Source organism: Ruegeria sp. CK1 (genome assembly GCF_056536545.1).
Genome location: NZ_JBQFPX010000010.1, coordinates 39,891 through 60,725 on the forward strand (window position 1 = coordinate 39,891; position 20,835 = coordinate 60,725).

Genomic DNA, 20,835 nt, shown 5'->3' on the forward strand with positions numbered 1-20,835 from the left:
GATCCGTGTCTGTGTTCGAACAACGTTCTGGGTATCTGGTTAAACATGTAAGGAGTCGAGCAGGCCGTGCAGTTCGAAACTCTATTCGACTCTTTTGTAGTAATGCTGGCTTTGGTCGGATCGGCTGTTTGGTTCCGACACAGAAACGTCATTCAGGATCGTGAACAAGGCGTTTTTGCCCGTCTGGTTACAGATTTTGCACTGCCAGCTTTGATATTTGCCAATCTGAGTAGCGAGCCCTTTCGCATACAGAATTTTGAATTGGCGCTGGTACTGTTTCTAGCCATTGCCGTGGTTATGATCGTCGCCTGGCTTGTTGGGCGTTGGATGCGACTGGATAGGCCTGTGCTGGGTTCAGTGATCCTTGTATCTGGCGTCGGTAGCACTTCGACGCTGGGCTATTCGCTTCTCCAGAATATCTATGGCGACAATTCCGAGGTTATGAGCCAACTCGTCGTGATGGGTGAAATCGGTGTGGTGCTGCCCCTGTTCACTGTCGGCGTTGCCATCGCCAGTTACTATGGAGAAAACGATGGTGAAGGGCCTTCGGTTAGTGATGCGTTCGTGTCGTTCCTGAAGTCCCCAATCTTTTTAGCCTTTGTATTAGGGGTTCTTGCTTCGGCCATCGGGTTGCCGCAAGGCAGCAGGGTCGTGGTGCTTTTGGGAGATTTTCTGGGAATTGCCAGTGCGTCCTTGACGTTCCTTGTTGCCTTTACCATCGGTCTGATGTTGCGGCCGATCGCTTTTGGTCAGTTGGCAGGACTGGTCGTGCTGGTCTGTGCGCTTAAGCTGATCCTTGAGCCCTTGGTTGCGGGCACTTTCGCACTTGTTCTCGGGTTGTCCGATTTTCAGCACGACATATTGGTGGTCGAGGCCGCGATGCCATCTGGTGCGCTGGCGGCTGTGATTGCGGCACGGTACGGGTGTGATGCAGCCATCGCGTCAGCCCTGCTTATCGCAACCTTTGTGCTCAGCCTCATTGCGCTGCCGTTTATCGGTTTTTTCGTGCTTTAATCAGTTCTCTGCCTATAGGTCGCTTAGAAGTCGATTTCGACGCCGGGCAGGTTCAGCTCTTTCATCATGTCGCGCAGCTCTTGCCGTGCGGCGATATTCGAGATGTTAAGCTGTTTGACCCCGATATCCTTAAGGTCCAGCAGCGTCAAACCGCGCGGGAACAGTTCACGGAATATAACACGCTCGGAAAAACCAGCTGCGACGCGGAAACCAATGCGTTGTGACAGCATTTCGATCGCGCGCTGCATCTTTTCCTTGTTAACCATGCGCTGGGTGCCGACACGGTTGCGCACGACAACCCAGTCGATTGGTTTTAATCCGGCTTGCGCCCGCAACTGCCGCGCGTTCCAAACCATCTCGGAATAAACCGACGGGCCAAGGATTTTCTCGCCTTTGGAATCGATCCGCGCCAACAGGTCAAAGTCGATGAAACTGTCGTTCAATGGCGTGACCAGCGTGTCTGCCAGAGAGTGGGCAACCTGGCTAAGGCGTGTGTGAGAGCCGGGGCAGTCAATCAGAATAAAGTCGCTGTCGCTTTCAAGCTCGGATACAGCGGCTGACAAGCGGTGGTCATAAATGTTTTCACCGGGTTTCAGCTTTGTTGCGTCAATTTCCGGTAGATCATGGTGGCGGGGGCTGGGTAGGTTCAGGTCCGCATTTTTCATGAAGTTGTTGCGGTTTTCGAAATAGCGACCAAGGCTGCGCTGCCGTAGGTCCAGATCCAACGTGCTGACTTTGTGCCCCAGCCGTGCCAGCGCAGTGGCCACATGCATAGATACGGTCGATTTACCTGCGCCGCCCTTCTCGTTCCCCACTACGATGATATGTGCCATGCCTGTATTCCCATGTCCCGCCGTGCTTACCCACACGTTGTTGTGACCCACTATATGTTGTGTAAAGCTCGAAGGGAAGAACCCCAAGCATGGTTGAGGCATGATATTAGGCTCTAAATTGGAAAACCGAGGATTGGGGGCGGGTTAGGCTACGTACTTGCCAAACCCAATGCCCTGATTCACTGTCCGGTGTAAAAAATTACGAGTAGGGGCGGCTGTTGGAACACCTGTTTCTGAACGTTTTGAACGTGGTCTTGCCCGTTCTGATATGCGCTGGATTCGGTTATTGTCTGGCCGTGATCAAAGCGCCTTTCGACAATAAGGTGATCGGTGGGATCGTCTCGCGGGTCGGTTACCCCACGCTTATTATCTCGCACTTGTCGACCACCAAGATTGCGGTTAGCGCATTTCTGGACGTGATGGCAGCAGCTGCACTGGCGATTGCTGGATTTGGTGCTTTGGGATTTGTCGCATTAAAGGGGATGCGTCTGCCAATTCGCGCGTTTCTAACACCGCTGATGCATGGCAATGTGGGCAATATCGGGTTGCCGATCACCTTGTTGGCGCTGGGTGATGCTGGGATGGCCTATACGATGGCGTTCGTCGTCGTTGTGTTGATCAGCATCTTTACTGTTGGCATGTGGATTCCAGCTGGTGAGTTTTCACCTAAGAAGCTTGCCACGTCACCGATCATATACGCTGTGATCCTATCCCTCATCCTGATGGTCACGGGATACAGCCTACCGCAGCCGGTGGCCAAATCCTTTGATATTCTCGGAGGCCTGTCGATCCCGCTGATGCTGCTAACGCTGGGGCATACTCTTGCGAGTTTGCAAGTTCGAAGTATCGGTCGTGCTGTGACGTTGACCGTACTTCACTTGGTTATGGCTGTTTTGATTGCCAGCGCTTTGGTCTGGGGCTTTGGTTTTACAGGTGCCGAAAGGGGTGCGGTGATCCTGTGCTGCCTGATGCCATCTTCGGTCGCTACATACCTATTCATAGACGAACACATGCCGGAATACGGACCGGATGTGGCGGGTTTCATTTTGGTGTCTACCCTGACGACGATCGTCGCGTTGCCAATTGCTTTGTCTTATTGGATCTGACACGGGCCTAGGCGCAGCGTAAAAAATCGCTTAACTTCTGATGAGTTAAGCTGAATAGTCATGGATGCGAGGCAGTAAAATGAGCGACCCAGGCACTGCGGAACTCACGCCAGAAGGACGTGCGCGTGTCGTGCTTGCGATGACCGCAATCTGCATGATGGTCGTTGGCTTCAACACTACCGCCGTGACGACAATCCTACCCCACTTGAAGGCCGAATTTGACCTGACCCGATCTGGGCTGCAATGGGTGATGGCCACCTATACCGTGGCCAGCGCCACTCTGGTTACCATCGTTAGCCGACTGGGCGATATCACCGGCAAGATGGGTGTATTCTTTTTTGGCATGATCGTTTTTGCCATTGGGTCTGCGTTGGTTCTGTTTGCGCAGGATGGGACGATGTTGCTGTTCGGTCGCGGCGCGCAAGGGGCTGGTGCGGCGGCGCTGTTCGGCACCTCTCTATCGTTGCTGACTGCAGCAACGCCCGAAGAACAGCGCGCCAGCGTAACCGGCGCCTGGGGCGCTGTCGTTGGGTTGGCGATCGGTGTCGGCCCTATCGTCGGAGGGGCGCTGGGCCACTACGTTAGTTGGCGAGCGGTATTCGCGGTCGACTTAGTGTTGCTGTTTGCGGCATTTTTAATTGGGTTACATGTCAGTAAACGGAAATATGTGCCGGACACGCGCCTTGCTGGGGCGAAATTCGACTATCCGGGCGCAGTTGCAATCCTGTTCTTTTTGGGGCCGCTGTCCTTTGCGCTTAGCAACGGGGAAAGTGGTGGGTGGACCACTCCGCTAACTTTGGTCCCACTGGCCGTCGCTGCGATGGCGACCGTGGTGCTGGTTATCGTCTCACGGCGCAGCGATGATCCCCTGATCGAGCTACGATACTTTCGCCATCCACGCTATTTCATGGCCGCAGCAGGAATGTTCTTCACCGGCTTTACGTTGTTCTGCTTCTTTGTCTATTTCAACACGTTCGTGCAGTCGCCAGATGCTTTCGGGTACACCTCAATCGGAGCGGGGCTGGCGATCATGCCACTAAGCCTTAGCATGTTCATTATTTCAGTGACCGCGCCCCGATTTCTTGCGCCGTACAGCTTTCAATGGCCGGTCGTGATTGGCTTGGGCGCAATGGCCTGCGGCTTCTTGCTTTTGATGACGACTACGAACACCACACAATTTGCTGAGATTTGGTGGAAACTGCTGATCGTCGGTATCGGGATGGGTATATGTTTCTCGCTGCTACCGCGCCTTGGCCTTCGTCTGCTACCCGAGGAGCATGTTGGGCAGGGATCTGGGGTCATCAATGCCTGTCTTTACTTCGGTGCCACCCTTGGCGCTGTTGTTGGGGGCCTTGCTGAATCCATCACCATCCGCCGCGGTCTGTCCGAGGTGATCGATGCGCTGCCCGCTGGTTCAACACAGCGCATTGATCTGGCCCATGCGCTTACGCATGGTACACCAAGTCAAATCCAGGAGTTGATCGTTAAGATGGACCCCACGGCCAGCACTGCAATGGCCAAAGCTTTGCGAGATTTGCAGGATAACGCCTTCGACAGCGCTATGGTGGTGGCCGCGATTGCCGCCTTGGTCGGGATGGCATTGGCCCTGACGCTGTTGCGCGGGCCAGTGCCGCCAGTTCACAGCGCGGCTGAGTTAACCCGCACGCCCCGGTAAACACACTGGAACGCAAGGTTGACGCCGGTCTTAGCCTCCGAGATACACCTTGTCTTTGGGGCGGTAGAAAACCTTCTGGTCGTGTAGCTTGCCGAGAAGATCATGAATGCGGCGCAGGGTTGCTTCGCGATCCGCCTTGCCGATTGCTTCCTCATCCAAAGCTGCGTGCGACAACGAGGCAACCGAGCCGCGCAGTGCGGTTTCGATCAGATCCATATCTTCTACCGAAAGCTCGATCATGTCATTGTACTGGGGCATTTTCGGTGTCTCCGTCGTTTCCGGGCTCCTGTCTCCGCGAAGTGTAGCATTTGCCACCCCCCGAAGTCATCGCCTTGGAGAGTGATAGGGGCTGAGGGTACACAGATCTGTGCAAAAAATGTGCGACTAATTAGGCTCAACTCAATTCGCGTTGAGGGTGGAACTCACAAAAACGAATTGTAGCTGACGGCACCTTCTGAAACAGAGCCTATATGATTGCAAAAAAACAATTTCTCGAAGGCATTGGCCTTCGTCTACTCGCCGCGTTTCTAATGACAGCCATGTCGGCCGCTGTTCATGGTGCTGCCGAAACATTGCCGATTGGCCAAATTATGTTTTGGCGATCTTCGTTGGCGATTTTCCCAATCTGCCTATACCTTTTGTGGTTGGGCCAGTTCCCAAGTGGACTAATGACAAAGCGTCCTGGGCTGCACGCAACGCGCAGCCTTTTTGGGGCCTTTTCTATGGCGATGTCATTTCTGTCCCTTGCCTACCTTCCAGTCGCGAACGCGCAAGCACTGGCTTATCTCGCGCCGGTTCTGGTTTTGCCAATGGCTGCGATTTTGCTGAAAGAGCAGCTAAGCTCGAAAGTATTTGTGGCGATTTTTATCGGCTTTTTAGGCGTATTGCTGCTGTTGTGGGAGGCATTCGAAATGCCCGGTGACGGCGCATTGATCGGCGTTGCGGCAGGTTTGGCTTATGCGTTGACCATGGCGTTCGTGCGTGTGCACACCAAGACGATGACGGTCACAGAAAGCTCGTCCGCGATTGCGTTCTACTTTGCAGTTGTTTCAGCTCTGATCGGGTTGGCAACGCTGCCGTTTGGTTGGGTTACACTAAGCTGGCAGACGTTCGGTTGGTTGGCTTTTGCCGGCTTCATAGGTGGCTTGGGGCACATAGCCTCGAACGAGGCTGTCGCGCGCGCACCTGTAAGCGCACTTGCACCTTTCGACTTCACTGGCCTGATCTGGGCTCTGGGATTCGACTTGGTTCTGTTTTCAACAGTTCCCGGTCCGTTGGGCTTTTTGGGTGTTTTTGCAATCACAGCCGCCGCTCTGCTCGTAACCTTCTTTGGTCGTACTCCCCAGAAAGCAGGCAGCTAGCCGCGTCTACTGTCCAACGAAAAAGGCCGCCCTGACGGGCGGCCTCTCGCATCTCAAGCGGTTTAGACTTAGAAGCCCAGACCTTCGTATTTCTTTTTGAACTTCGACACGCGGCCACCAGCGTCCATCAGGCGCGACGAGCCACCGGTCCACGCGGGGTGCGAGGAGGGGTCGATTTCCAGTGCCAGCTGGTCGCCTTCGGCGCCCCAGGTGGATTTCATCTGAACCACGGTGCCATCGGTCATTTTGACGTTGATGACGTGATAATCGGGATGGATGTCTTTTTTCATCTTTCCGCTCCTTACGCCTCGGCGCCAGCCTTGGGCTTGTAGTTGGTGACTTCGGCGATACGCGCGGATTTACCACGGCGCGAGCGCAGGTAGTACAGCTTGGCGCGACGGACGCGGCCACGGCGGACTACAGTGATGCTGTCGATGTTGGTCGAATGCAGTGGGAACACACGCTCCACGCCTTCGCCAAACGAAATTTTGCGGACGGTGAACGAACCGGCGATGCCGCTGCCACCTTTGCGCGCGATGCAGACGCCTTCGTAGTTCTGCACACGGGTACGCGACCCTTCGGTCACTTTAAAGCCGACACGGATAGTGTCACCGGCTTTGAAATCGGGGATGTCTTTCCCCAGGGCGGCAATCTGTTCCGCCTCAAGCTGTGCGATCAGGTCCATCGCAGTTACTCCTATCTGCTCGTGGTTGGTCCACGAAGTTTGGGCACGGCCTGAGAACTCTTGGTCTTCACCGGGTCCTGCGCACAGCCCGCCAGAGGTCAGATCGAATGTTCCTTTGGTCCGGTCTGACCTGACACGCGGTGGCTGAAGAAAGCCGAGCGTTGCGCCATGATGCAAACCAAAACACCGGAGTCGCGCAGTTGCGGCACCGGATTGCGGTGCTTTACGGGGTTTGTCGTTAGGGATCAAGACAAAAACGCCATGTTTTTCAGGCTTGGGCGGTGGGTTTTCGCCGTTTTAAAACTGCACCGTTGCCTTGTGGCACAGTTCAGGCATGCTGGGGGTAATTATAAGAGCAGAAATTTGAAACAGGAACCGATCATGCGCATTGCATTGATGCTGGCCATCCTGGCCTTTGCGACCCTGTCCTGCGGTCGCAACAGCCCTCCGCCCCAACAGGTCGAGGCCAAAGCTTTTCTGAGCACAACCTCTCCGTCGGTTATCTACCCAGCGTTTGGTGACGCCGACCCTCATGACTGGGATGGACGCCATCCCGGCCACTATCCGGTGCACGGGCTGGATGTATCGCGCTGGCAGGGGCCGATCGACTGGCGCAGGGCCAAGGCGTCTGGCGTCAGCTTCGTGTTCATCAAAGCGACCGAGGGCGGTGACGTGGCCGACCCTATGTTCGACAATCACCGGCGCGGCGCACAGGCGGCGGGTGTTCCGTGGGGGGCGTATCACTACTATTATTTCTGCCGCCCGGCGCATGAACAGGCGCGTTGGTTCATCAAAAACGTCCCCAAGGGGGCTGACCTGCCGCATGTGCTCGATATGGAATGGACCCCGCACTCACGAACCTGCAGGCTTCGCCCTGATGGTGCTACTGTTCGAGCCGAAGCAAATCGGTTCCTAGATATCCTTGAACGTCACTATGGCCGCCGCCCGATTGTCTATACGACCGTGGATTTCCATGGCGATACGAATATCGGTCGTTTGCGCGGAACCGAATTCTGGTTGCGGTCCGTTGCCGGACATCCGCACAAGGTCTACCCCAAGGCGTCTTGGCGGTTTTGGCAATATACCGGCACAGGGCTGGTGCCGGGCGTTCAGGGCAAAGTGGACATTAACACATTCAATGGGCACCCCGAGACTTGGGCGCGCTGGAAAGACAGCTAGTCTTGGGACTTTTTGTAAACGTCCCATAGATCGGGGCGCCGTTCTTGGGTGATTTGCTCGGACATCTCGTGCCGCCAGTTTGCGATGCGCCCATGGTGGCCGGACATGAGGATGTCGGGGATCGAGCGGCCCTTCCATTCGGCGGGGCGGGTGTATTGCGGATGTTCCAGCAGGCCAGATGAAAAGCTCTCTTCTTCCGCCGAGGCCTGATTGCCCAGCACGCCGGGGATCAGCCGCACCGTTGCGTCGATCAGCGCTTGCGCCGCGATCTCTCCTCCGGTCATCACGAAATCGCCCAAGCTGACCTCTTGCACGCCGTAGTGTTCCAATACTCGTTCGTCGACACCTTCAAAGCGACCACATAGCAAGGTCATGCCATCGCAGCGAGCGAGGTTCTGCATCATTCGCTGATCCATTCGGCGACCACGAGGGCTGAGGTAGATCAACGGCCAGTTGCCTTGAACGCCAGCCATCGTCTGTTCAATCGCCTCACCCAGCACGTCGGCGCGCAGGACCATGCCTGCTCCGCCACCTGCCGGTGTGTCGTCCACATTGCGGTGTTTGCCGACACCAAACTGGCGCAGATCCACGGTCTCTAGCTGCCATAGCCCTTCCTGCAGTGCTTTGCCCGTCAGGCTTTCGCCCAATACGCCCGGGAAGGCAGAAGGGAACAGCGTGATAATTTTGGCCTTCCACACACCATGCAGGTCTGGCGTGGGTGTCAACAATTCTCGCGGTTTCAGCGTTGGGCGGATCGCCTTGCGACCGTGGGATTTACTGGGCTTGTCTGTCATGTCGTGCCGATCAGCGCATCCTTTGCGCGTTCAATAATCACCGTCTTCTGCTCGATAAGGGCGGCTTCGTCCAGACGTGAGCGGTTGAGATCCAGCAATTCTGCCAAAACCTCCTCGGGCAAGCGGGGGTTGGCTTTTGAAGGTGGTACCAAAAGTTTGGCTTTGTCGCGCGGCAGGTCCAGAAACTCAGCAAAGGGCGTACCTGGGCCGTAACGACGCAATTGCAAATCTTCCAGCCAGTCAGAGGTGACGATGACCGAAGGCTGCCGGTCACGGATTTGGTGAACCGTATCCTCAAGCGCAGGCAGATGTTCCATTTTCGACCGAAAAGTTTCGAAATCCTGCACCTGACGCATTCGTTCCAGATCGTGCGCCCAAAGACTGCGCAGCCAACCTCCGCGTTGGCGGAGGGACAGGTAGATCGTTATTTCGACCTCTTGGCCCGAAAAACGGTGACGTATTGCATCTACCAGACAGGCGGCCAATTCCGGAGCGGCGGCATAACCCTGTTCAATGTTGCGGCTCGGGCGTAGTCCAGAGAAGTTTTCCTCGCTGATGATCAACCCGCGTTTGTCGCCGAATTCCAGAGTGTTCAGAAACTCTCTTACCTGGGTTCCGAAGTCTGCAAGCGTTCCAACAGTACCATAGACAGAATGGTTGGTAGCTGCCCTTGAAAGGCCGGAATTGCGGGTGCGGTAAGGCAGCACTAACGCGAAATGCGGCCAGATAAGCTCACGATTGTCATACAGAAAGGATTGTGCCGCAGTGGTGCCGGTTTTGTGCAGGCCCAGATGCAGCAGAACACGCCGCATCAAAGCAGCCCTTCGGGCGGGTCGGCAATAATGCGGCCTTTGTCCAGATCAACCGTTGGAACAACCTCTAGCGTGAAGGGCAGCAGGACAGTGGCTTTCAGGCCCGGCCCATGCAGTTCCAACAGGTCGGTCGCCCCATGGTTTTGCACTGATTTGACCTGGCCCAACAAGGTGCCGCCGGTGTCATAAACCTCAAGCCCGATCAGGTCGGTGTGATAGAATTCATCATCAGGAAGCGAGGGTAGTTGATCCCGACGCGCATACAGACGCAGGCCGTTGATCGCGTCAGCTTGTTCTTTAGTCTCAATACCGCCCAAACGCGCGGCAAATCCGTTTTTGATCGCACGCGTCAGAACAAGCGGATACCGTTCCGTGCCAGCTTCGTCGGTCAGCGGAGAGTAATTCTCGATATCTTCGGGCACGGCGCAAAAGCTTTTGAGGCGCACTTCGCCGCGCACTCCGTAAGACCCTGCAATGCTGCCCACGCAGATCAGATCATTCATTTGGTCCTACCACCGTCACGCATAGCCCGTCTTGCCAGTCACCCCGCGAGGCACAGGCCTCGCGCTGGTTCGAGCGTTCAAAGAACACACCGACAATAAAAGCGATCATTAGCAATATGGGAAGTCGAATAAGCCCGAACATCTTAGCGGACCTCAATAGGCAGGTCGCCCATTCGTTGCTCCCATCCTACCCGCTCCAGTTCCGGCGTGTCGGAAGACTCTTCTGGCCAACCAACGCAGAAATAACCGATCAGTTGCCAACTGTTGGGCACGTCCAAGTCGTGTGTCAGCTGATCGGGGTCCAGAATAGAGACCCAGCCCAATCCCAGGCCCTCGGTGCGCAGGGCCAGCCAGAACAGAGTAATTGCGGACACCACCGAATAGCGACGCATCTCAGGCATCGTTTTCGCGCCCAGCCCTTGACCCTTTTCCGTGATGTCGTCGCAAAACACGGCCAATTGTATCGGAGCTTCTTGCATCCCCGACAGCTTTAGTCGGCTGTAAAGCTGCGCCTTTTCACCGGAATAACCCTCCAACGCCTGCGCATTGGTGGCTTGGAAGTTCTTGAGCGCCGCCGCGCGTACGGCAGGGCTTTCGACGCGGATCACCCGCCAAGGTTCGCTTAACCCCACAGACGGGGCCAGCCGAAATGCGTCGAGGCAGCGCGTCAGCACTGCCTCGTCCACGGGTTCGATGCGGAACCGACGCACATCGCGCCGGAGCCGCATCAACAGATCGAACTGCGTGCGAAAATCGTCGGTGAAAGTCTGATCCTGCACGCGCCCGCCTGCTTATTCTTCTGCAGCCACTTCTTCAGCTGGTGCAGCAGCCGCTTCGGCAACCTCAGCAGCCTTTGCAGCTTTCTCTTCTGCGCGCTCCTGAGCTTTCTTGCCCGGTGTACCTTTGTTGGGGTTGTTGCGCTCGGCCTTTTCACGGGTGCCGGCAGCTTCTAGCATACGTGCGATACGATCGGTGGGTTGAGCACCTTGGTCCAGCCAGTACTGAACGCGCTCCATGTTCATTTTAACGCGCTCTTCGCTGTCTTTCGGCAGCAGCGGGTTGTAGGTGCCCAGCTTTTCGATGAAACGGCCGTCACGGGGCATGCGGCTGTCAGCAGCCACGATGCGGTAGAAAGGACGTTTTTTCGAGCCGCCGCGGGCGAGACGAATTTTCATTGCCATGGTGGTATCTCCTTTGAATGGCGTATCCGGTCGTAACCGGTTTAGTTCTGGTGTTTCTTATGGTGTCGGATGACTTCCTGAATGATGAAATTCAGAAAAGCCTTGGCGAAGTCTGGGTCCAGATCGGCCTCTTTCGCCAGGTCTTCTAGCCGCGCGATCTGCGCAGCTTCGCGCGAGGGATCGGACGGGGGAAGGTTGTGTTCGGCCTTGAGTTTGCCAACGGCCTGCGTGTGTTTGAACCGCTCGCCCAGTGTATAGACAAGGATCGCGTCCAGCCGGTCGATGCTTTCGCGATGCTCTTTCAACAGCGTGGCAGCCTGTGTCACGGGGTTGGTCATTGGCCGATCCTTTCGGTGGTCAAGGCGATGTGGGTCATGCGTAGGCCTCCATTCCGCCATTCACCAGATCGGCAGGGGCGGGGTGACGCCAGATTTCGGTAGTGCCGAACTTGGGGTGCTCATAAGTATAATCGAACCGCGCGCCCAACCGGTTGGCCACAGCCTTGCTGGCATGGTTATCAGGATCGATCAGCGAAATCGCCGTAGCCCATCCCAGCACGTCGTAGGCATGCGCGCGCGCGGCCAAAGCGGCCTCGGTCGCGTAACCCTTGCCTGTCGCTTGGTTCATCAACGTCCAGCCGATTTCCGGTTCGGGCCAGCCTTCAGGAAACCACAGGCCGACACGACCGACGTAGGTGCCGGTCTCCTTTTCCTCAACGCCCCAGAACCCGTAACCGCGAAGTGCCCAATGGCCTAAAAGCATGGCAATCGACCGCCATGTCTCTTCACGGCGCAGCGGTCCACCGACATACTTTGAGTTTTCGCTCGCAAAGAACTCAGCGTCAGCGTCAAGGTCAGCTTCGGACGGCGCGCGCAGGATCAGGCGTGCCGTTTCAAGCCGGGGGATATGAGGCGCAAGGGCGTTCATTACTTTTTCTTACCGAACCCGCTGAGGCCCGGAGGCAGAGCCATACCGCCGCCCAATCCGGGCATTCCGCCGGGCATCTTGCCACCCATTGCCTTGGCTGCCTGTTCCAGCGCCTTTGGGTCCATGCCTGCGGCCATTTCTTCGGGCGATGGGCCGCCTTTGCCGAACATGCCCTTCATGGCCTGTTTCAGCATCTTGCCTTTGCCCATCTTGCCCATCTTTTTCATCATGTCCGACATCTGCCGGTGCATCTTGATCAGCTTGTTGAGGTCGCTGACCTCCATCCCCGAACCGGCTGCAATCCGTTTCTTGCGGCTGGCCTGCAGCAGCTGCGGGTTGGCACGTTCGCGCTTGGTCATCGACTGGATCATGGCAATCTGCTGGCGCAGCACCTTGTCGTCCAGACCTGCCTGATCCATCTGCTTGGCCATCTTGCCCATGCCCGGCATCATGCCCATCATGCCCTGCATGCCGCCCATCTGGATCATCTGTTCCAGCTGCATTTTCAGGTCGTTCATGTTGAACTGACCTTTGACCATGCGCTTCATCATGCGCTCGGTCTGTTCGATCTCCATCGTTTCCTGGGCTTTTTCGACCAGGGCAACGATGTCGCCCATGCCCAGAATACGTCCTGCGATCCGGTCCGGCTCAAAGGTTTCGAGCGCGTCCATCTTCTCGCCCAAACCAACAAAGCGGATCGGCTTGCCGGTGACCGCGCGCATCGACAGCGCCGCACCGCCACGTCCGTCACCGTCCATCCGGGTCAGGACCACGCCCGAGATGCCGACCTTGGCGTCGAACTCCTCGGCCACTTCAACGGCGACCTGACCGGTCAGGCCGTCGACGACCAGAAGGGTTTCGCGCGGATCGACCGCATTGCGGACCTGCTCGACCTCGTCCATCAGGACTTCGTCGATATGCAGACGACCCGCTGTGTCGAGCATGTAGACGTCGTAGCCGCCCAGCGTTGCCTGTTGCTTGGCGCGCTTGGCGATATCGACGGGCTTCTGACCGGGAACGATCGGCAGGGTATCTACGCCGACCTGCGTGCCCAGAACAGCCAGCTGATCCATCGCCGCCGGGCGATAGACGTCCAGAGAGGCCATCAGGACCTTCTTGCCCTCCTTCTCTTTCAGGCGCTTTGCAAGCTTACCGGTCGTGGTCGTCTTACCCGAGCCCTGCAGACCGACCATCAGGATCGGGGCAGGCGGGTTGTCGATCTTCAGCGCGCCGGGGTCTTCCTCGCCGCGCAGCACATCAACCAGCGCGTCATGCACGATCTTGACGACCTGCTGACCGGGGGTGATCGACTTGGTAACCGCCTGACCGGTGGCCTGGCTTTGAACCTTCTTCACGAATTCACGGGCAACCGGCAGCGAGACGTCAGCCTCAAGCAGCGCAACCCGAACTTCGCGCAGGGCGGTTTTGACGTCTTCTTCGGACAGCGCACCTTGTTTGGTCAGCCGGTCAAAGACGCCAGAGAGGCGTTCGGATAGATTTTCAAACATGCCTTCGGCCTCCTTAGCCGGTTATCCTGTGGCATTTCCTAGGTAGGAAACGCCGGTTAAATACGCAATTGCCCCCACGGGCGAAACTCGCTGGTGGGGGGCGATCCCTGAACGACTCAAGGGACCGGAAGGATCGTCTCTTCCGGATGTTTGCGCGTTCGTTATTTGTATTTTGGTTGGGAGTCAACAACCGGCAAATCCAACACCTCTTGAACCTGACCATCTTTCGCGGCAAGAGCGGATCAAAGTATCAGGAGCCATCCATGGACGCATCATCCGCTTTTCAGGACACCTTACCGGTTAGTTCCGACGCTCTTTTGACTCGGTTGGATGATTGGGGGCTGCCGTATCGTCTACACAGCCATGTCCCTCTGCGCACGGTTGAAGATGCCAAAGGAGTTGAAGAACAATTCATGGTGCCCGGCGAAAACGCCCTTCGCCTAAAAAATCTTTACCTGCGGGATCGGAAAAAGCGGAACTATCTGGTGACGCTAGAGCAAAGCCGCGAGATTGACCTTAAGGTGTTAGGGGCCGAGCTGGGTGTGGGCAGCCTGTCCTTTGGGTCACCTGAACGTTTGTTCCAAAACCTTGGAATCCGGCCCGGAGCGGTTAGTCCACTGGCGATGATCAACGGTGTCGAAAATGACGTCCGGTTCTTCATGGACGCCGCTGCGCAAGACGCAGATGTGATCAACATGCACCCACTGGTCAATGACCGAACCGTGGTTATGGCCCGTAGTGATCTGATGAGCTTCTTTGAGCGGATTGGTTGTGGCGTGAGTTGGCTAGGCTGATTAGCCTTTCATCGCGCTCTGTTGCGCATGCGGAGTTTTCGAGGCGGCAATGACAAAGCCGCATCCCGCATGCTCCAACCTGAGCAGAGCCTTGAAGGGCAGGGCGTCTAACCCTGCCTTCAATATTCACTTTTCACGACAAACACCCAGACTGCGATTTCTTTTCAGGCGCAGACTGGGCGCTATAAAGGATTGTCTTTAGAAAGTATTAGGCTGCCAGCTTGGTGACAGCTTCGTGCGCGTTGCTGAGGGCCGCTTCTGCGTCCAATGCCATTTTATCGGCGGCTACGATTTCGACATCCGTGATGCCGATAAAGCCTAAGACATGGCGCACGTAGTCTGTTGCAAAATCGATCTCGGACCCTACTGCGGTGCCGCCAGACGCAATGGCCAGAACCACACGCTTGCCTTCCAGAAGCCCTTTGGGGCCGTTTTCGGTATACGAGAACGTCAAACCCGCGCGCGCGACCAGATCAATCCAAGCCTTGAATGCAGCCGGTACCGAGAAGTTGTAGATCGGCAAACCGATGACGATAGTGTCTGCGTCCTGCAATTCGCCAACCAGAGTATCCGACAGCGCCAGATGCTCGCGCTGCGCGTCGGTGCGTTGATCAACAGGAGTGAAGTTGGCATTGATCCAGTGTTCCGTCAGAAGGGGCAGGGGGGTCGCCAGATCGCGTCGTACAATGCGATCCGCACCCAAGTGCTGGACGATGCGGTTAGACAGGTCGCGGGTTGCCGATCCCTCGCGGCGGGCCGAGGCGTCGATATGCAGGATAGTTTTAGTCATTTCACTTGGTCCTTCTGATAGGATTTTGCGTCTGAAACGAATATGTACATTGCGCCTGCGAACAAAACTCGGATATATCAACAGTAACTGTTAAAAATTGCACAAAAGATGGTTGTTATGGACAATTGGGATGAAGTTAGAACCGCTTATCAGGTCGCCAGAATGGGTACAGTCAGTGGTGCGGCCGAAGTTCTGGGCGTGCATCACGCGACAGTGATCCGTCATATCGACGCGATCGAGGCGCGGTTGGGCGTCAAGTTGTTCCAACGCCACGCGCGCGGGTACACACCGACTGAGGCTGGCGATGACCTTTTGCGCGTAGCGCAGGCGACCGAGGATCAGTTCAACCAATTAGTCGGCCGTATGAAGGGCCGGGGCGATGACGTCGCTGGCGAATTGGTCGTCACATCGCTGGCCTCGCTGGCTCCGCTTGTCGTGCCTGTTCTTAGCGAATTTCAACAACTCCACCCCGGTGTGATTGTCCGCTATTTGACCGGGGACCGGCTTTTCCGCCTGGAATATGGCGAGGCGCATGTGGCCATTCGTGCCGGGTCGGTGCCGGATCAACCTGACAATGTGGTGCAACCATTCTGGACGCAGGAAATGGGTCTGTACGCAAGCCAGGACTACATCGCGCGGCGGGGTGAGCCAGCAGGGATCGAAGATTTTGCCAACCATTCCTTTGTAGGCAACGATGACGAAAACAACCGCGCCCCATTTTCTCGGTGGCTGCGGGAACATGCACCAGACGAGGCGATCACTTTCCGCTGTTCGAATAATTTCACTATGCGCCAAGCCGTTTTGGCCGGAGCTGGCATAGGTTTCATGTCGCGCTGGGAAGCCTCGCGAAACCCCGAATTGCAAGAGGTCATGTCACATTTGCCGGAATGGTCCGGCAAGCTGTGGCTGGTGACACATGTTGATCTGCACCGTACCACCAAAGTTCAGGCTTTCTTGACTTTCCTGAAGGGCCAAGCGAAAGAATGGATGGCGTGACACAGCAAGCTCAGGGCCATTTGGCCATGCTTGTTTTTTCGGCGCTTGTGGCGGGCAGCTTTTCGCTGGGTTCAATGATTGCAAACCAGATTGCGCCCGAAGCGATCACGGCGGCACGCTTTCTGATTGCCTCTGTGTTGATTGGGATCGTGGTCCTGCTGACTACCGAGTTACCGCGCAGCGCAACGCGGGCACCGTGGCGCTACCTTGTTCTAGGGGCGCTGTTTGCTGCCTATTTCGTCTTGATGTTCCACGGGTTGAAGACGGCGCCTCCGGTCAGCGCCGCGGCGGTGTTTACGTTGACTCCGGTGATGTCGGCATTGGCAGGATGGGTGTTACTGCGTCAGATCACGACACCAAGGATGGCTTTGGCGCTGTCAGTCGGGGCTGTTGGTGCCTTGTGGGTCATCTTCCGCGCGGATTGGCAGGCATTTAAAGCTTTTGAGATCGGCCGCGGCGAAATCATCTATTTCTTTGGCTGCGCGGCGCATGCGATCTATACGCCCATGGTGCGAAAGCTGAACAGGGGCGAACCGGCGGTGGTTTTTTCCTTTGGTACTTTGGTCGCGGGCTGCCTGTTGCTTACGCTCTATGGCTGGTCGGAAATTCGCGCGACTGATTGGGTTAACCTGCCGCTAATTGTTTGGATCGGACTGTTGTATGTGTCGATCTTTGCAACGGCGACCAGTTTTGTTCTGGTGCAGTTTTCTACCCTGCGACTGCCCTCAGCCAAGGTTATGGCCTACACCTATCTTATCCCCAGTTGGGTGATTTTATGGGAAGTTGCGCTGGGTCGGCAGCCGCCCACGTTATTTGTGTTCGTTGGGGCAATACTCACGGTCGCCGCACTCGTGCTTCTGTTGAAGTCCGAAGAGCAGATGGCCCCTTCTACGAACCCCGCGCGCAGATGAGGCTTGTTTTCGGACCGGATTATGCGAGCGTATGATGAATAGAACGCACGGATAGCAGATCATGAAACCAGCATTTTACCTGATAGTAGCGTCGGTCTTATCCGCATGCACGCAACCAGCAACTGGGGTCTCGGTATCTGAGCCTGACCTGCAAGGCAGTTGCGAGGCTTTAGTGTCAGCCGAAACCGGAGTGCGACCAGATGACGTAAGTGCCATTTCGACAAAGACCGAACCGACCGGATCTGTAACGACATTGACCGTGGTTGGCGCTCAAGCGCCGTGGCTCTGTCGCGCGGATCCGTTTGGGGTCATCTCAGGCGTCGAATACAGTCAGGAAGGGTAGGTTTTGCTGTCAAACCGATCGTTGAGGCAGATCAAAGTTAAGATATGCGGGTTTCGCTATGTTTTGGGTTGAGGAGGAATTGCCATGTATACTCACATCATGTTCCCGGTTGATCTGCACTTGCCACCCGAGGTCCGCAAGGCCGCCGATGTCGCGGCTGAGGTTGCCAAGTGGCAGGGCGCGAAGATTACGGTTGTCACTGTGACCGGTACCCAGCCCGGCGACCCGGTTCAGTCGGACGCCAAAGTAAACGAAGAACTGCGCTCTTTCGCCAATCAGATGGCGAGGAATAGCGAGACGGAAGTTGACTTTCGCAATATCCACTCCAACGATGTCGCAGTAGAGGTTGATAGCGATCTAAAAGGTGTCGCAGAAGATATTGAAGCTGATCTGATTATTGTCGGGACCCATGCGCCGCGGATAACCGATTACATCTTTTCCAGCCATGCGGGGTATCTGGCCAATCACGCCAAGGTGTCCGTTTTTGTGGTGCGGTAGCCGGGCTTAGGGGTCCTCGTTCGCCGGTAGCTCGACCTCGAGAAACCGCTCGAAAGCATCCAGGTTTACTGGTTCGAACTGACCGAACCCTTGCATCCAGACCGAGGCCGCGCGTAAGGCATCCGGCTCCAGCTTGCACCACTTTACTCGACCGCGTTTTTCCTGACTTATCAGCCCAGCCTTGGTCAGGATCACCAGATGTTTCGAGATTGCGGCCAGCGACATCTCGAACGGTTCCGCCACATCCGTGACGGCCATGTCGTCCTCCAGCAGCATCGCAAGGATGGTGCGCCGGGTCGGATCAGCAAGGGCGGCAAAAACTGTATCAAGGTCGTTCATCGCCAAGTCATAACCGCTTGGGGTGTGCGGGAAAAGGGCGTTAAATCATGGGATGACGGGTGCTGTCGGAAGGAAAGCGCAGGCGCATCCGTTCTAGCTCGGCTGCCGACAGGCCGATGTCGCGGGTCATTCGTTCGTTTGCCGGTAAGGACGTCTCCTTAGGTTGCCGCCTCAAATTTGATAAAGTTAAGCTTAGATAGCGCTTTAAAATCAGACGTAAGTTTAGTGCAAGACTTCGCTGAGAACTTTCCATAAAACCCTCAATTACTTATTTTTCATAATGTATTGTGGGCTCCCTTCCAGAATTATACAAAATCAATTACTTGACTATATATGTGCAAAAAAAGCACATATAGGAATGACGAGATCGCTTCCCCCACTGAATGCGCTGAAAGCGTTCGAAGCCGCCGGAAGGCACCAAAGTTTCAGTCGTGCAGCGGAAGAACTGAACGTGAGCCACTCTGCTGTAAGCCGTCATGTGCGTGGGCTAGAAGATCGACTTGGTGTTTCTTTGTTCAGTGACTTACCGCGTGGCGTGCAACTGACTGGGGAAGGTCGCGGTCTGCTGGCGCGGCTTACTGTGGCACTGGACGAGATTGCAGAGGCGTCCGAAATGGTGCGCCGTCAACCCAAGGGTACTATCACCGTTAGTTGCGAACCGCTTTTCGCTCAAAAATTCTTGATTCCCAGACTGTCTGATTTCTATGACGAATTCCCGGATCTCGAACTGAGGCTCGAATCCTCTCGTGCGCTGGCTGATATTGATCGCCATGACGCTGACTTGGCGATCCGCTTTGCGCATCGCGGTTGGCTGGATGTATCGTCTGATCTTATCAGTGACGCTCCGATCTATCCTTTTGCCGCGCCGAGCTTGCGGCCCGACGGATGGAGCGACCCAGGGCAGGTATTAGAACACCGCTTGTACCGTGATCGATCGGGAGAGATATGGCCGCGCTGGGCGGAACTGGCTGGGGTCGATATGCCTGAAAATCGTATCGGTGGATGGCGGCCCGAAACCGGCCTTGCGCTTGAAGCGACCCTACACGGACAAGGCGTCTTCCTTGGATCGGAAGATTGCGTGCTAACCGATCTTCAGGCGGGTCGCCTGATACGTTGTTTTCCTATTGGGTTTCGTCAGGGCTGTTTCCGTCTGGTTTTAGGCACCGGATCAGTGCGCCGGAAATCCGTGCAAGCGTTCCGTGGTTGGTTGTTGGATCAAACGGCCAACCTACGCGGCCAGCCGCTGAAATCGGACAATCAACCAAAAGGTTGAATATGTGTTTCCCAGTGAAATTCGCGACCCGAGGGTATTCGGGTCAATTCGGTGAAATCGTTGGGGTGGAATATATTGTTTAAAAACAAAGTTATAAGGTGCGTCAGTTTGGGCCTTCAATGCCGTTGACTCTGCGCCCTCAGCCCCTTAGCACCCTACTCAAGACTGTGCGAGGGAAATGCCCGTGACCGATGATGACCAAAAGCAGCGTATGGCGCAGCTTGAGGCCAAGATCGACGCGGCGAAAAAGGCGAAAGCGCCGAAGCCTCGTGCTGACGCTGACGTGTCCGGGGGCGAGCTTGCCTGGAGGATGGTCATCGAAATGGTATCCGGTCTGGGGATCGGATTTGGCATCGGATACGGGCTGGACAGCCTGCTCGGGACGATCCCGATCTTTCTGGTGCTGTTTACATTGCTGGGCCTTGTCGCGGGCGTGAAGGTTATGCTCCGCAGCGCGAAAGAGGTTCAAGAGAAACAAGCGGCGGCGACGGCTGCCGAGAAGGACGAGAGGGACTGAACGTGGCAACTGAGACCACCGCAGCAGAAGGCAGCAGCCTGGTTTTCCACCCAATGGACCAGTTCATCGTCAAGCCGTTGTTCGGCGACGGTGCGATTGCTTGGTACACACCTACCAACGTGACCCTGTGGCTGTTCCTTGCGATTGCGGCGATCTTTGGACTGTTGGTTCTCAGCACCTCGAAGCGCGCGATTGTTCCGACCCGGATGCAGTCGGTCGCTGAACTAGCCTATGGCTTTATCTACAAGATGCTGGAAGACATCTGCGGCAAGGAAGGCGTCAAGTACTTCCCCTATGTCATGACCCTGTTCATGTTCATTGTCTGCGCGAACTTCCTGGGCATGATCCCCATGTCCTTCACCACCACATCACATTTCGCCGTAACCATCCCATTGGCGCTGGCCGTGTTCCTGACCGTAACTGTTTTGGGTTTCGTCAAGAACGGCGCCGCGTTCCTGGGCCTGTTCTGGGTGTCCAGCGCGCCTTTGGCGTTGCGCCCGGTTTTGGCGATCATCGAGCTGATCTCGTACTTCGTACGCCCGGTCAGCCACTCTATTCGTCTTGCTGGTAACGTCATGGCCGGCCACGCCGTGATCAAAGTTTTCGCAGGCTTTGCTGCGATTGCAGTGATCTCGCCCGTGTCCGTTCTGGCAATCACCGCAATGTATGGCCTTGAGGTCCTCGTGTCCTTCATCCAGGCCTACGTATTCACCATTCTGACCTGTGTTTACCTGAAAGATGCGCTGCATCCTTCGCACTAAGGTCTGATACCCCAACATCGAAACTTCCAATTCGT

General features: G+C 56.1%; 27 protein-coding genes. 13 read left to right on the forward strand and 14 right to left on the reverse strand.

All coding sequences use genetic code 11. The annotated features are described in order from the left end of the window. Window positions 1–66: 66 nt before the first annotated feature. Complete coding sequence (locus tag ACR0L3_RS18185) at window positions 67–1,014, forward strand: AEC family transporter (protein WP_480747187.1); 948 nt, start codon at window positions 67–69, stop codon at window positions 1,012–1,014. Between the two features lie 23 nt (window positions 1,015–1,037). On the opposite strand, the gene ACR0L3_RS18190 is transcribed toward ACR0L3_RS18185, so the two are convergent. After that, window positions 1,038–1,847 carry a division plane positioning ATPase MipZ gene (locus ACR0L3_RS18190; RefSeq protein WP_480747188.1) on the reverse strand — a complete coding sequence of 270 codons (810 nt, stop codon included), beginning with the start codon at window positions 1,845–1,847 and terminating at the stop codon, window positions 1,038–1,040. Between the two features lie 218 nt (window positions 1,848–2,065). Between ACR0L3_RS18190 and ACR0L3_RS18195 the strand changes: the two genes are divergently transcribed. Both ACR0L3_RS18195 and ACR0L3_RS18200 read left to right on the forward strand, forming a co-directional pair. Further along, window positions 2,066–2,953 carry an AEC family transporter gene (locus ACR0L3_RS18195; RefSeq protein WP_480747189.1) on the forward strand — a complete coding sequence of 296 codons (888 nt, stop codon included), beginning with the start codon at window positions 2,066–2,068 and terminating at the stop codon, window positions 2,951–2,953. Window positions 2,954–3,032: 79 nt separating this feature from the next. After that, complete coding sequence (locus ACR0L3_RS18200) at window positions 3,033–4,628, forward strand: MFS transporter (RefSeq protein ID WP_480747190.1); 1,596 nt, start codon at window positions 3,033–3,035, stop codon at window positions 4,626–4,628. Between the two features lie 30 nt (window positions 4,629–4,658). On the opposite strand, the gene ACR0L3_RS18205 is transcribed toward ACR0L3_RS18200, so the two are convergent. Beyond that, window positions 4,659–4,886, reverse strand: coding sequence for a hypothetical protein (locus ACR0L3_RS18205; RefSeq protein WP_480747191.1), 228 nt, complete (start codon window positions 4,884–4,886; stop codon window positions 4,659–4,661). A 212-nt stretch (window positions 4,887–5,098) separates the two neighbouring features. Between ACR0L3_RS18205 and ACR0L3_RS18210 the strand changes: the two genes are divergently transcribed. Beyond that, entirely contained in the window at window positions 5,099–5,989 is an 891-nt protein-coding gene (locus tag ACR0L3_RS18210; protein ID WP_480747192.1) for a DMT family transporter, read from the forward strand. A gap of 68 nt (window positions 5,990–6,057) precedes the next feature. On the opposite strand, the gene rpmE is transcribed toward ACR0L3_RS18210, so the two are convergent. Both rpmE and rplS read right to left on the reverse strand, forming a co-directional pair. Continuing rightward, window positions 6,058–6,279 carry a 50S ribosomal protein L31 gene (gene rpmE / locus ACR0L3_RS18215; RefSeq protein WP_170428949.1) on the reverse strand — a complete coding sequence of 74 codons (222 nt, stop codon included), beginning with the start codon at window positions 6,277–6,279 and terminating at the stop codon, window positions 6,058–6,060. Between the two features lie 11 nt (window positions 6,280–6,290). Then, on the reverse strand, window positions 6,291–6,674 hold the full coding sequence (gene rplS / locus ACR0L3_RS18220) for a 50S ribosomal protein L19 (protein WP_170328369.1): 384 nt from the start codon (window positions 6,672–6,674) through the stop codon (window positions 6,291–6,293). 381 nt (window positions 6,675–7,055) lie between these two features. Here rplS and ACR0L3_RS18225 point away from each other — a divergent pair, with 381 nt between their 5' ends. Then, a complete protein-coding gene (locus ACR0L3_RS18225) occupies window positions 7,056–7,853 on the forward strand; it encodes a glycoside hydrolase family 25 protein (RefSeq protein WP_480747193.1) in 798 nt (265 codons plus the stop codon). On the opposite strand, the gene trmD is transcribed toward ACR0L3_RS18225, so the two are convergent. The 8 genes from trmD to ffh all read right to left on the reverse strand — a co-directional run bounded on the left by trmD (window position 7,850) and on the right by ffh (window position 13,578). Further along, the gene (gene trmD / locus ACR0L3_RS18230; RefSeq protein ID WP_480747194.1) at window positions 7,850–8,647 is read right to left on the reverse strand and encodes a tRNA (guanosine(37)-N1)-methyltransferase TrmD; all 798 of its coding nucleotides are present in this window, start codon (window positions 8,645–8,647) and stop codon (window positions 7,850–7,852) included. The genes ACR0L3_RS18225 and trmD overlap by 4 nt on opposite strands. Beyond that, a complete protein-coding gene (locus ACR0L3_RS18235; RefSeq protein ID WP_480747195.1) occupies window positions 8,644–9,459 on the reverse strand; it encodes a hypothetical protein in 816 nt (271 codons plus the stop codon). The genes trmD and ACR0L3_RS18235 overlap by 4 nt, the downstream gene beginning before the upstream one ends. Beyond that, window positions 9,459–9,962 carry a ribosome maturation factor RimM gene (gene rimM / locus ACR0L3_RS18240; RefSeq protein ID WP_480747196.1) on the reverse strand — a complete coding sequence of 168 codons (504 nt, stop codon included), beginning with the start codon at window positions 9,960–9,962 and terminating at the stop codon, window positions 9,459–9,461. The genes ACR0L3_RS18235 and rimM overlap by 1 nt, the downstream gene beginning before the upstream one ends. A 143-nt stretch (window positions 9,963–10,105) precedes the next feature. Then, window positions 10,106–10,741, reverse strand: a complete 636-nt coding sequence (gene bluB, locus ACR0L3_RS18245; protein ID WP_480747197.1) for a 5,6-dimethylbenzimidazole synthase — start codon at window positions 10,739–10,741, stop codon at window positions 10,106–10,108. Between the two features lie 12 nt (window positions 10,742–10,753). Beyond that, window positions 10,754–11,143, reverse strand: a complete 390-nt coding sequence (gene rpsP / locus ACR0L3_RS18250; protein ID WP_480747198.1) for a 30S ribosomal protein S16 — start codon at window positions 11,141–11,143, stop codon at window positions 10,754–10,756. 41 nt (window positions 11,144–11,184) lie between these two features. Further along, the gene (locus tag ACR0L3_RS18255) at window positions 11,185–11,481 is read right to left on the reverse strand and encodes a chorismate mutase (RefSeq protein ID WP_480747200.1); all 297 of its coding nucleotides are present in this window, start codon (window positions 11,479–11,481) and stop codon (window positions 11,185–11,187) included. 34 nt (window positions 11,482–11,515) lie between these two features. Then, on the reverse strand, window positions 11,516–12,070 hold the full coding sequence (locus tag ACR0L3_RS18260) for a GNAT family N-acetyltransferase (protein WP_480747201.1): 555 nt from the start codon (window positions 12,068–12,070) through the stop codon (window positions 11,516–11,518). Further along, a complete protein-coding gene (ffh, locus tag ACR0L3_RS18265; RefSeq protein ID WP_480747202.1) occupies window positions 12,070–13,578 on the reverse strand; it encodes a signal recognition particle protein in 1,509 nt (502 codons plus the stop codon). The genes ACR0L3_RS18260 and ffh overlap by 1 nt, the downstream gene beginning before the upstream one ends. Window positions 13,579–13,841: 263 nt before the next feature. On the opposite strand from ffh, the gene ACR0L3_RS18270 reads away from it, so the two are divergent. After that, a complete protein-coding gene (locus tag ACR0L3_RS18270) occupies window positions 13,842–14,372 on the forward strand; it encodes a prolyl-tRNA synthetase associated domain-containing protein (RefSeq protein WP_480747203.1) in 531 nt (176 codons plus the stop codon). 208 nt (window positions 14,373–14,580) lie between these two features. On the opposite strand, the gene ACR0L3_RS18275 is transcribed toward ACR0L3_RS18270, so the two are convergent. Next, a complete protein-coding gene (locus tag ACR0L3_RS18275) occupies window positions 14,581–15,162 on the reverse strand; it encodes an FMN-dependent NADH-azoreductase (protein ID WP_480747204.1) in 582 nt (193 codons plus the stop codon). A gap of 117 nt (window positions 15,163–15,279) precedes the next feature. Between ACR0L3_RS18275 and ACR0L3_RS18280 the strand changes: the two genes are divergently transcribed. From ACR0L3_RS18280 to ACR0L3_RS18295, 4 genes are all read left to right on the forward strand, one after another. After that, window positions 15,280–16,158, forward strand: coding sequence for a LysR family transcriptional regulator (locus tag ACR0L3_RS18280; RefSeq protein ID WP_480747205.1), 879 nt, complete (start codon window positions 15,280–15,282; stop codon window positions 16,156–16,158). Further along, window positions 16,155–17,069, forward strand: a complete 915-nt coding sequence (locus ACR0L3_RS18285; protein WP_480747206.1) for a DMT family transporter — start codon at window positions 16,155–16,157, stop codon at window positions 17,067–17,069. Before ACR0L3_RS18280 ends, ACR0L3_RS18285 begins: the two co-directional genes overlap by 4 nt. A gap of 61 nt (window positions 17,070–17,130) precedes the next feature. After that, window positions 17,131–17,412, forward strand: coding sequence for a hypothetical protein (locus ACR0L3_RS18290; protein WP_480747207.1), 282 nt, complete (start codon window positions 17,131–17,133; stop codon window positions 17,410–17,412). 84 nt (window positions 17,413–17,496) lie between these two features. Then, window positions 17,497–17,910, forward strand: a complete 414-nt coding sequence (locus ACR0L3_RS18295) for a universal stress protein (RefSeq protein WP_480747208.1) — start codon at window positions 17,497–17,499, stop codon at window positions 17,908–17,910. Window positions 17,911–17,916: 6 nt separating this feature from the next. Here ACR0L3_RS18295 and ACR0L3_RS18300 read toward each other — a convergent pair whose 3' ends face one another. Next, complete coding sequence (locus ACR0L3_RS18300; RefSeq protein ID WP_480747209.1) at window positions 17,917–18,249, reverse strand: ArsR/SmtB family transcription factor; 333 nt, start codon at window positions 18,247–18,249, stop codon at window positions 17,917–17,919. 358 nt (window positions 18,250–18,607) lie between these two features. Here ACR0L3_RS18300 and ACR0L3_RS18305 point away from each other — a divergent pair, with 358 nt between their 5' ends. The 3 genes from ACR0L3_RS18305 to ACR0L3_RS18315 all read left to right on the forward strand — a co-directional run bounded on the left by ACR0L3_RS18305 (window position 18,608) and on the right by ACR0L3_RS18315 (window position 20,800). Next, window positions 18,608–19,522 carry a LysR substrate-binding domain-containing protein gene (locus ACR0L3_RS18305; RefSeq protein ID WP_480747210.1) on the forward strand — a complete coding sequence of 305 codons (915 nt, stop codon included), beginning with the start codon at window positions 18,608–18,610 and terminating at the stop codon, window positions 19,520–19,522. A 184-nt stretch (window positions 19,523–19,706) separates the two neighbouring features. Next, the gene (locus ACR0L3_RS18310) at window positions 19,707–20,039 is read left to right on the forward strand and encodes an AtpZ/AtpI family protein (RefSeq protein WP_170561238.1); all 333 of its coding nucleotides are present in this window, start codon (window positions 19,707–19,709) and stop codon (window positions 20,037–20,039) included. Window positions 20,040–20,041: 2 nt separating this feature from the next. Continuing rightward, complete coding sequence (locus ACR0L3_RS18315) at window positions 20,042–20,800, forward strand: F0F1 ATP synthase subunit A (protein WP_480747211.1); 759 nt, start codon at window positions 20,042–20,044, stop codon at window positions 20,798–20,800. Window positions 20,801–20,835: the final 35 nt, after the last annotated feature.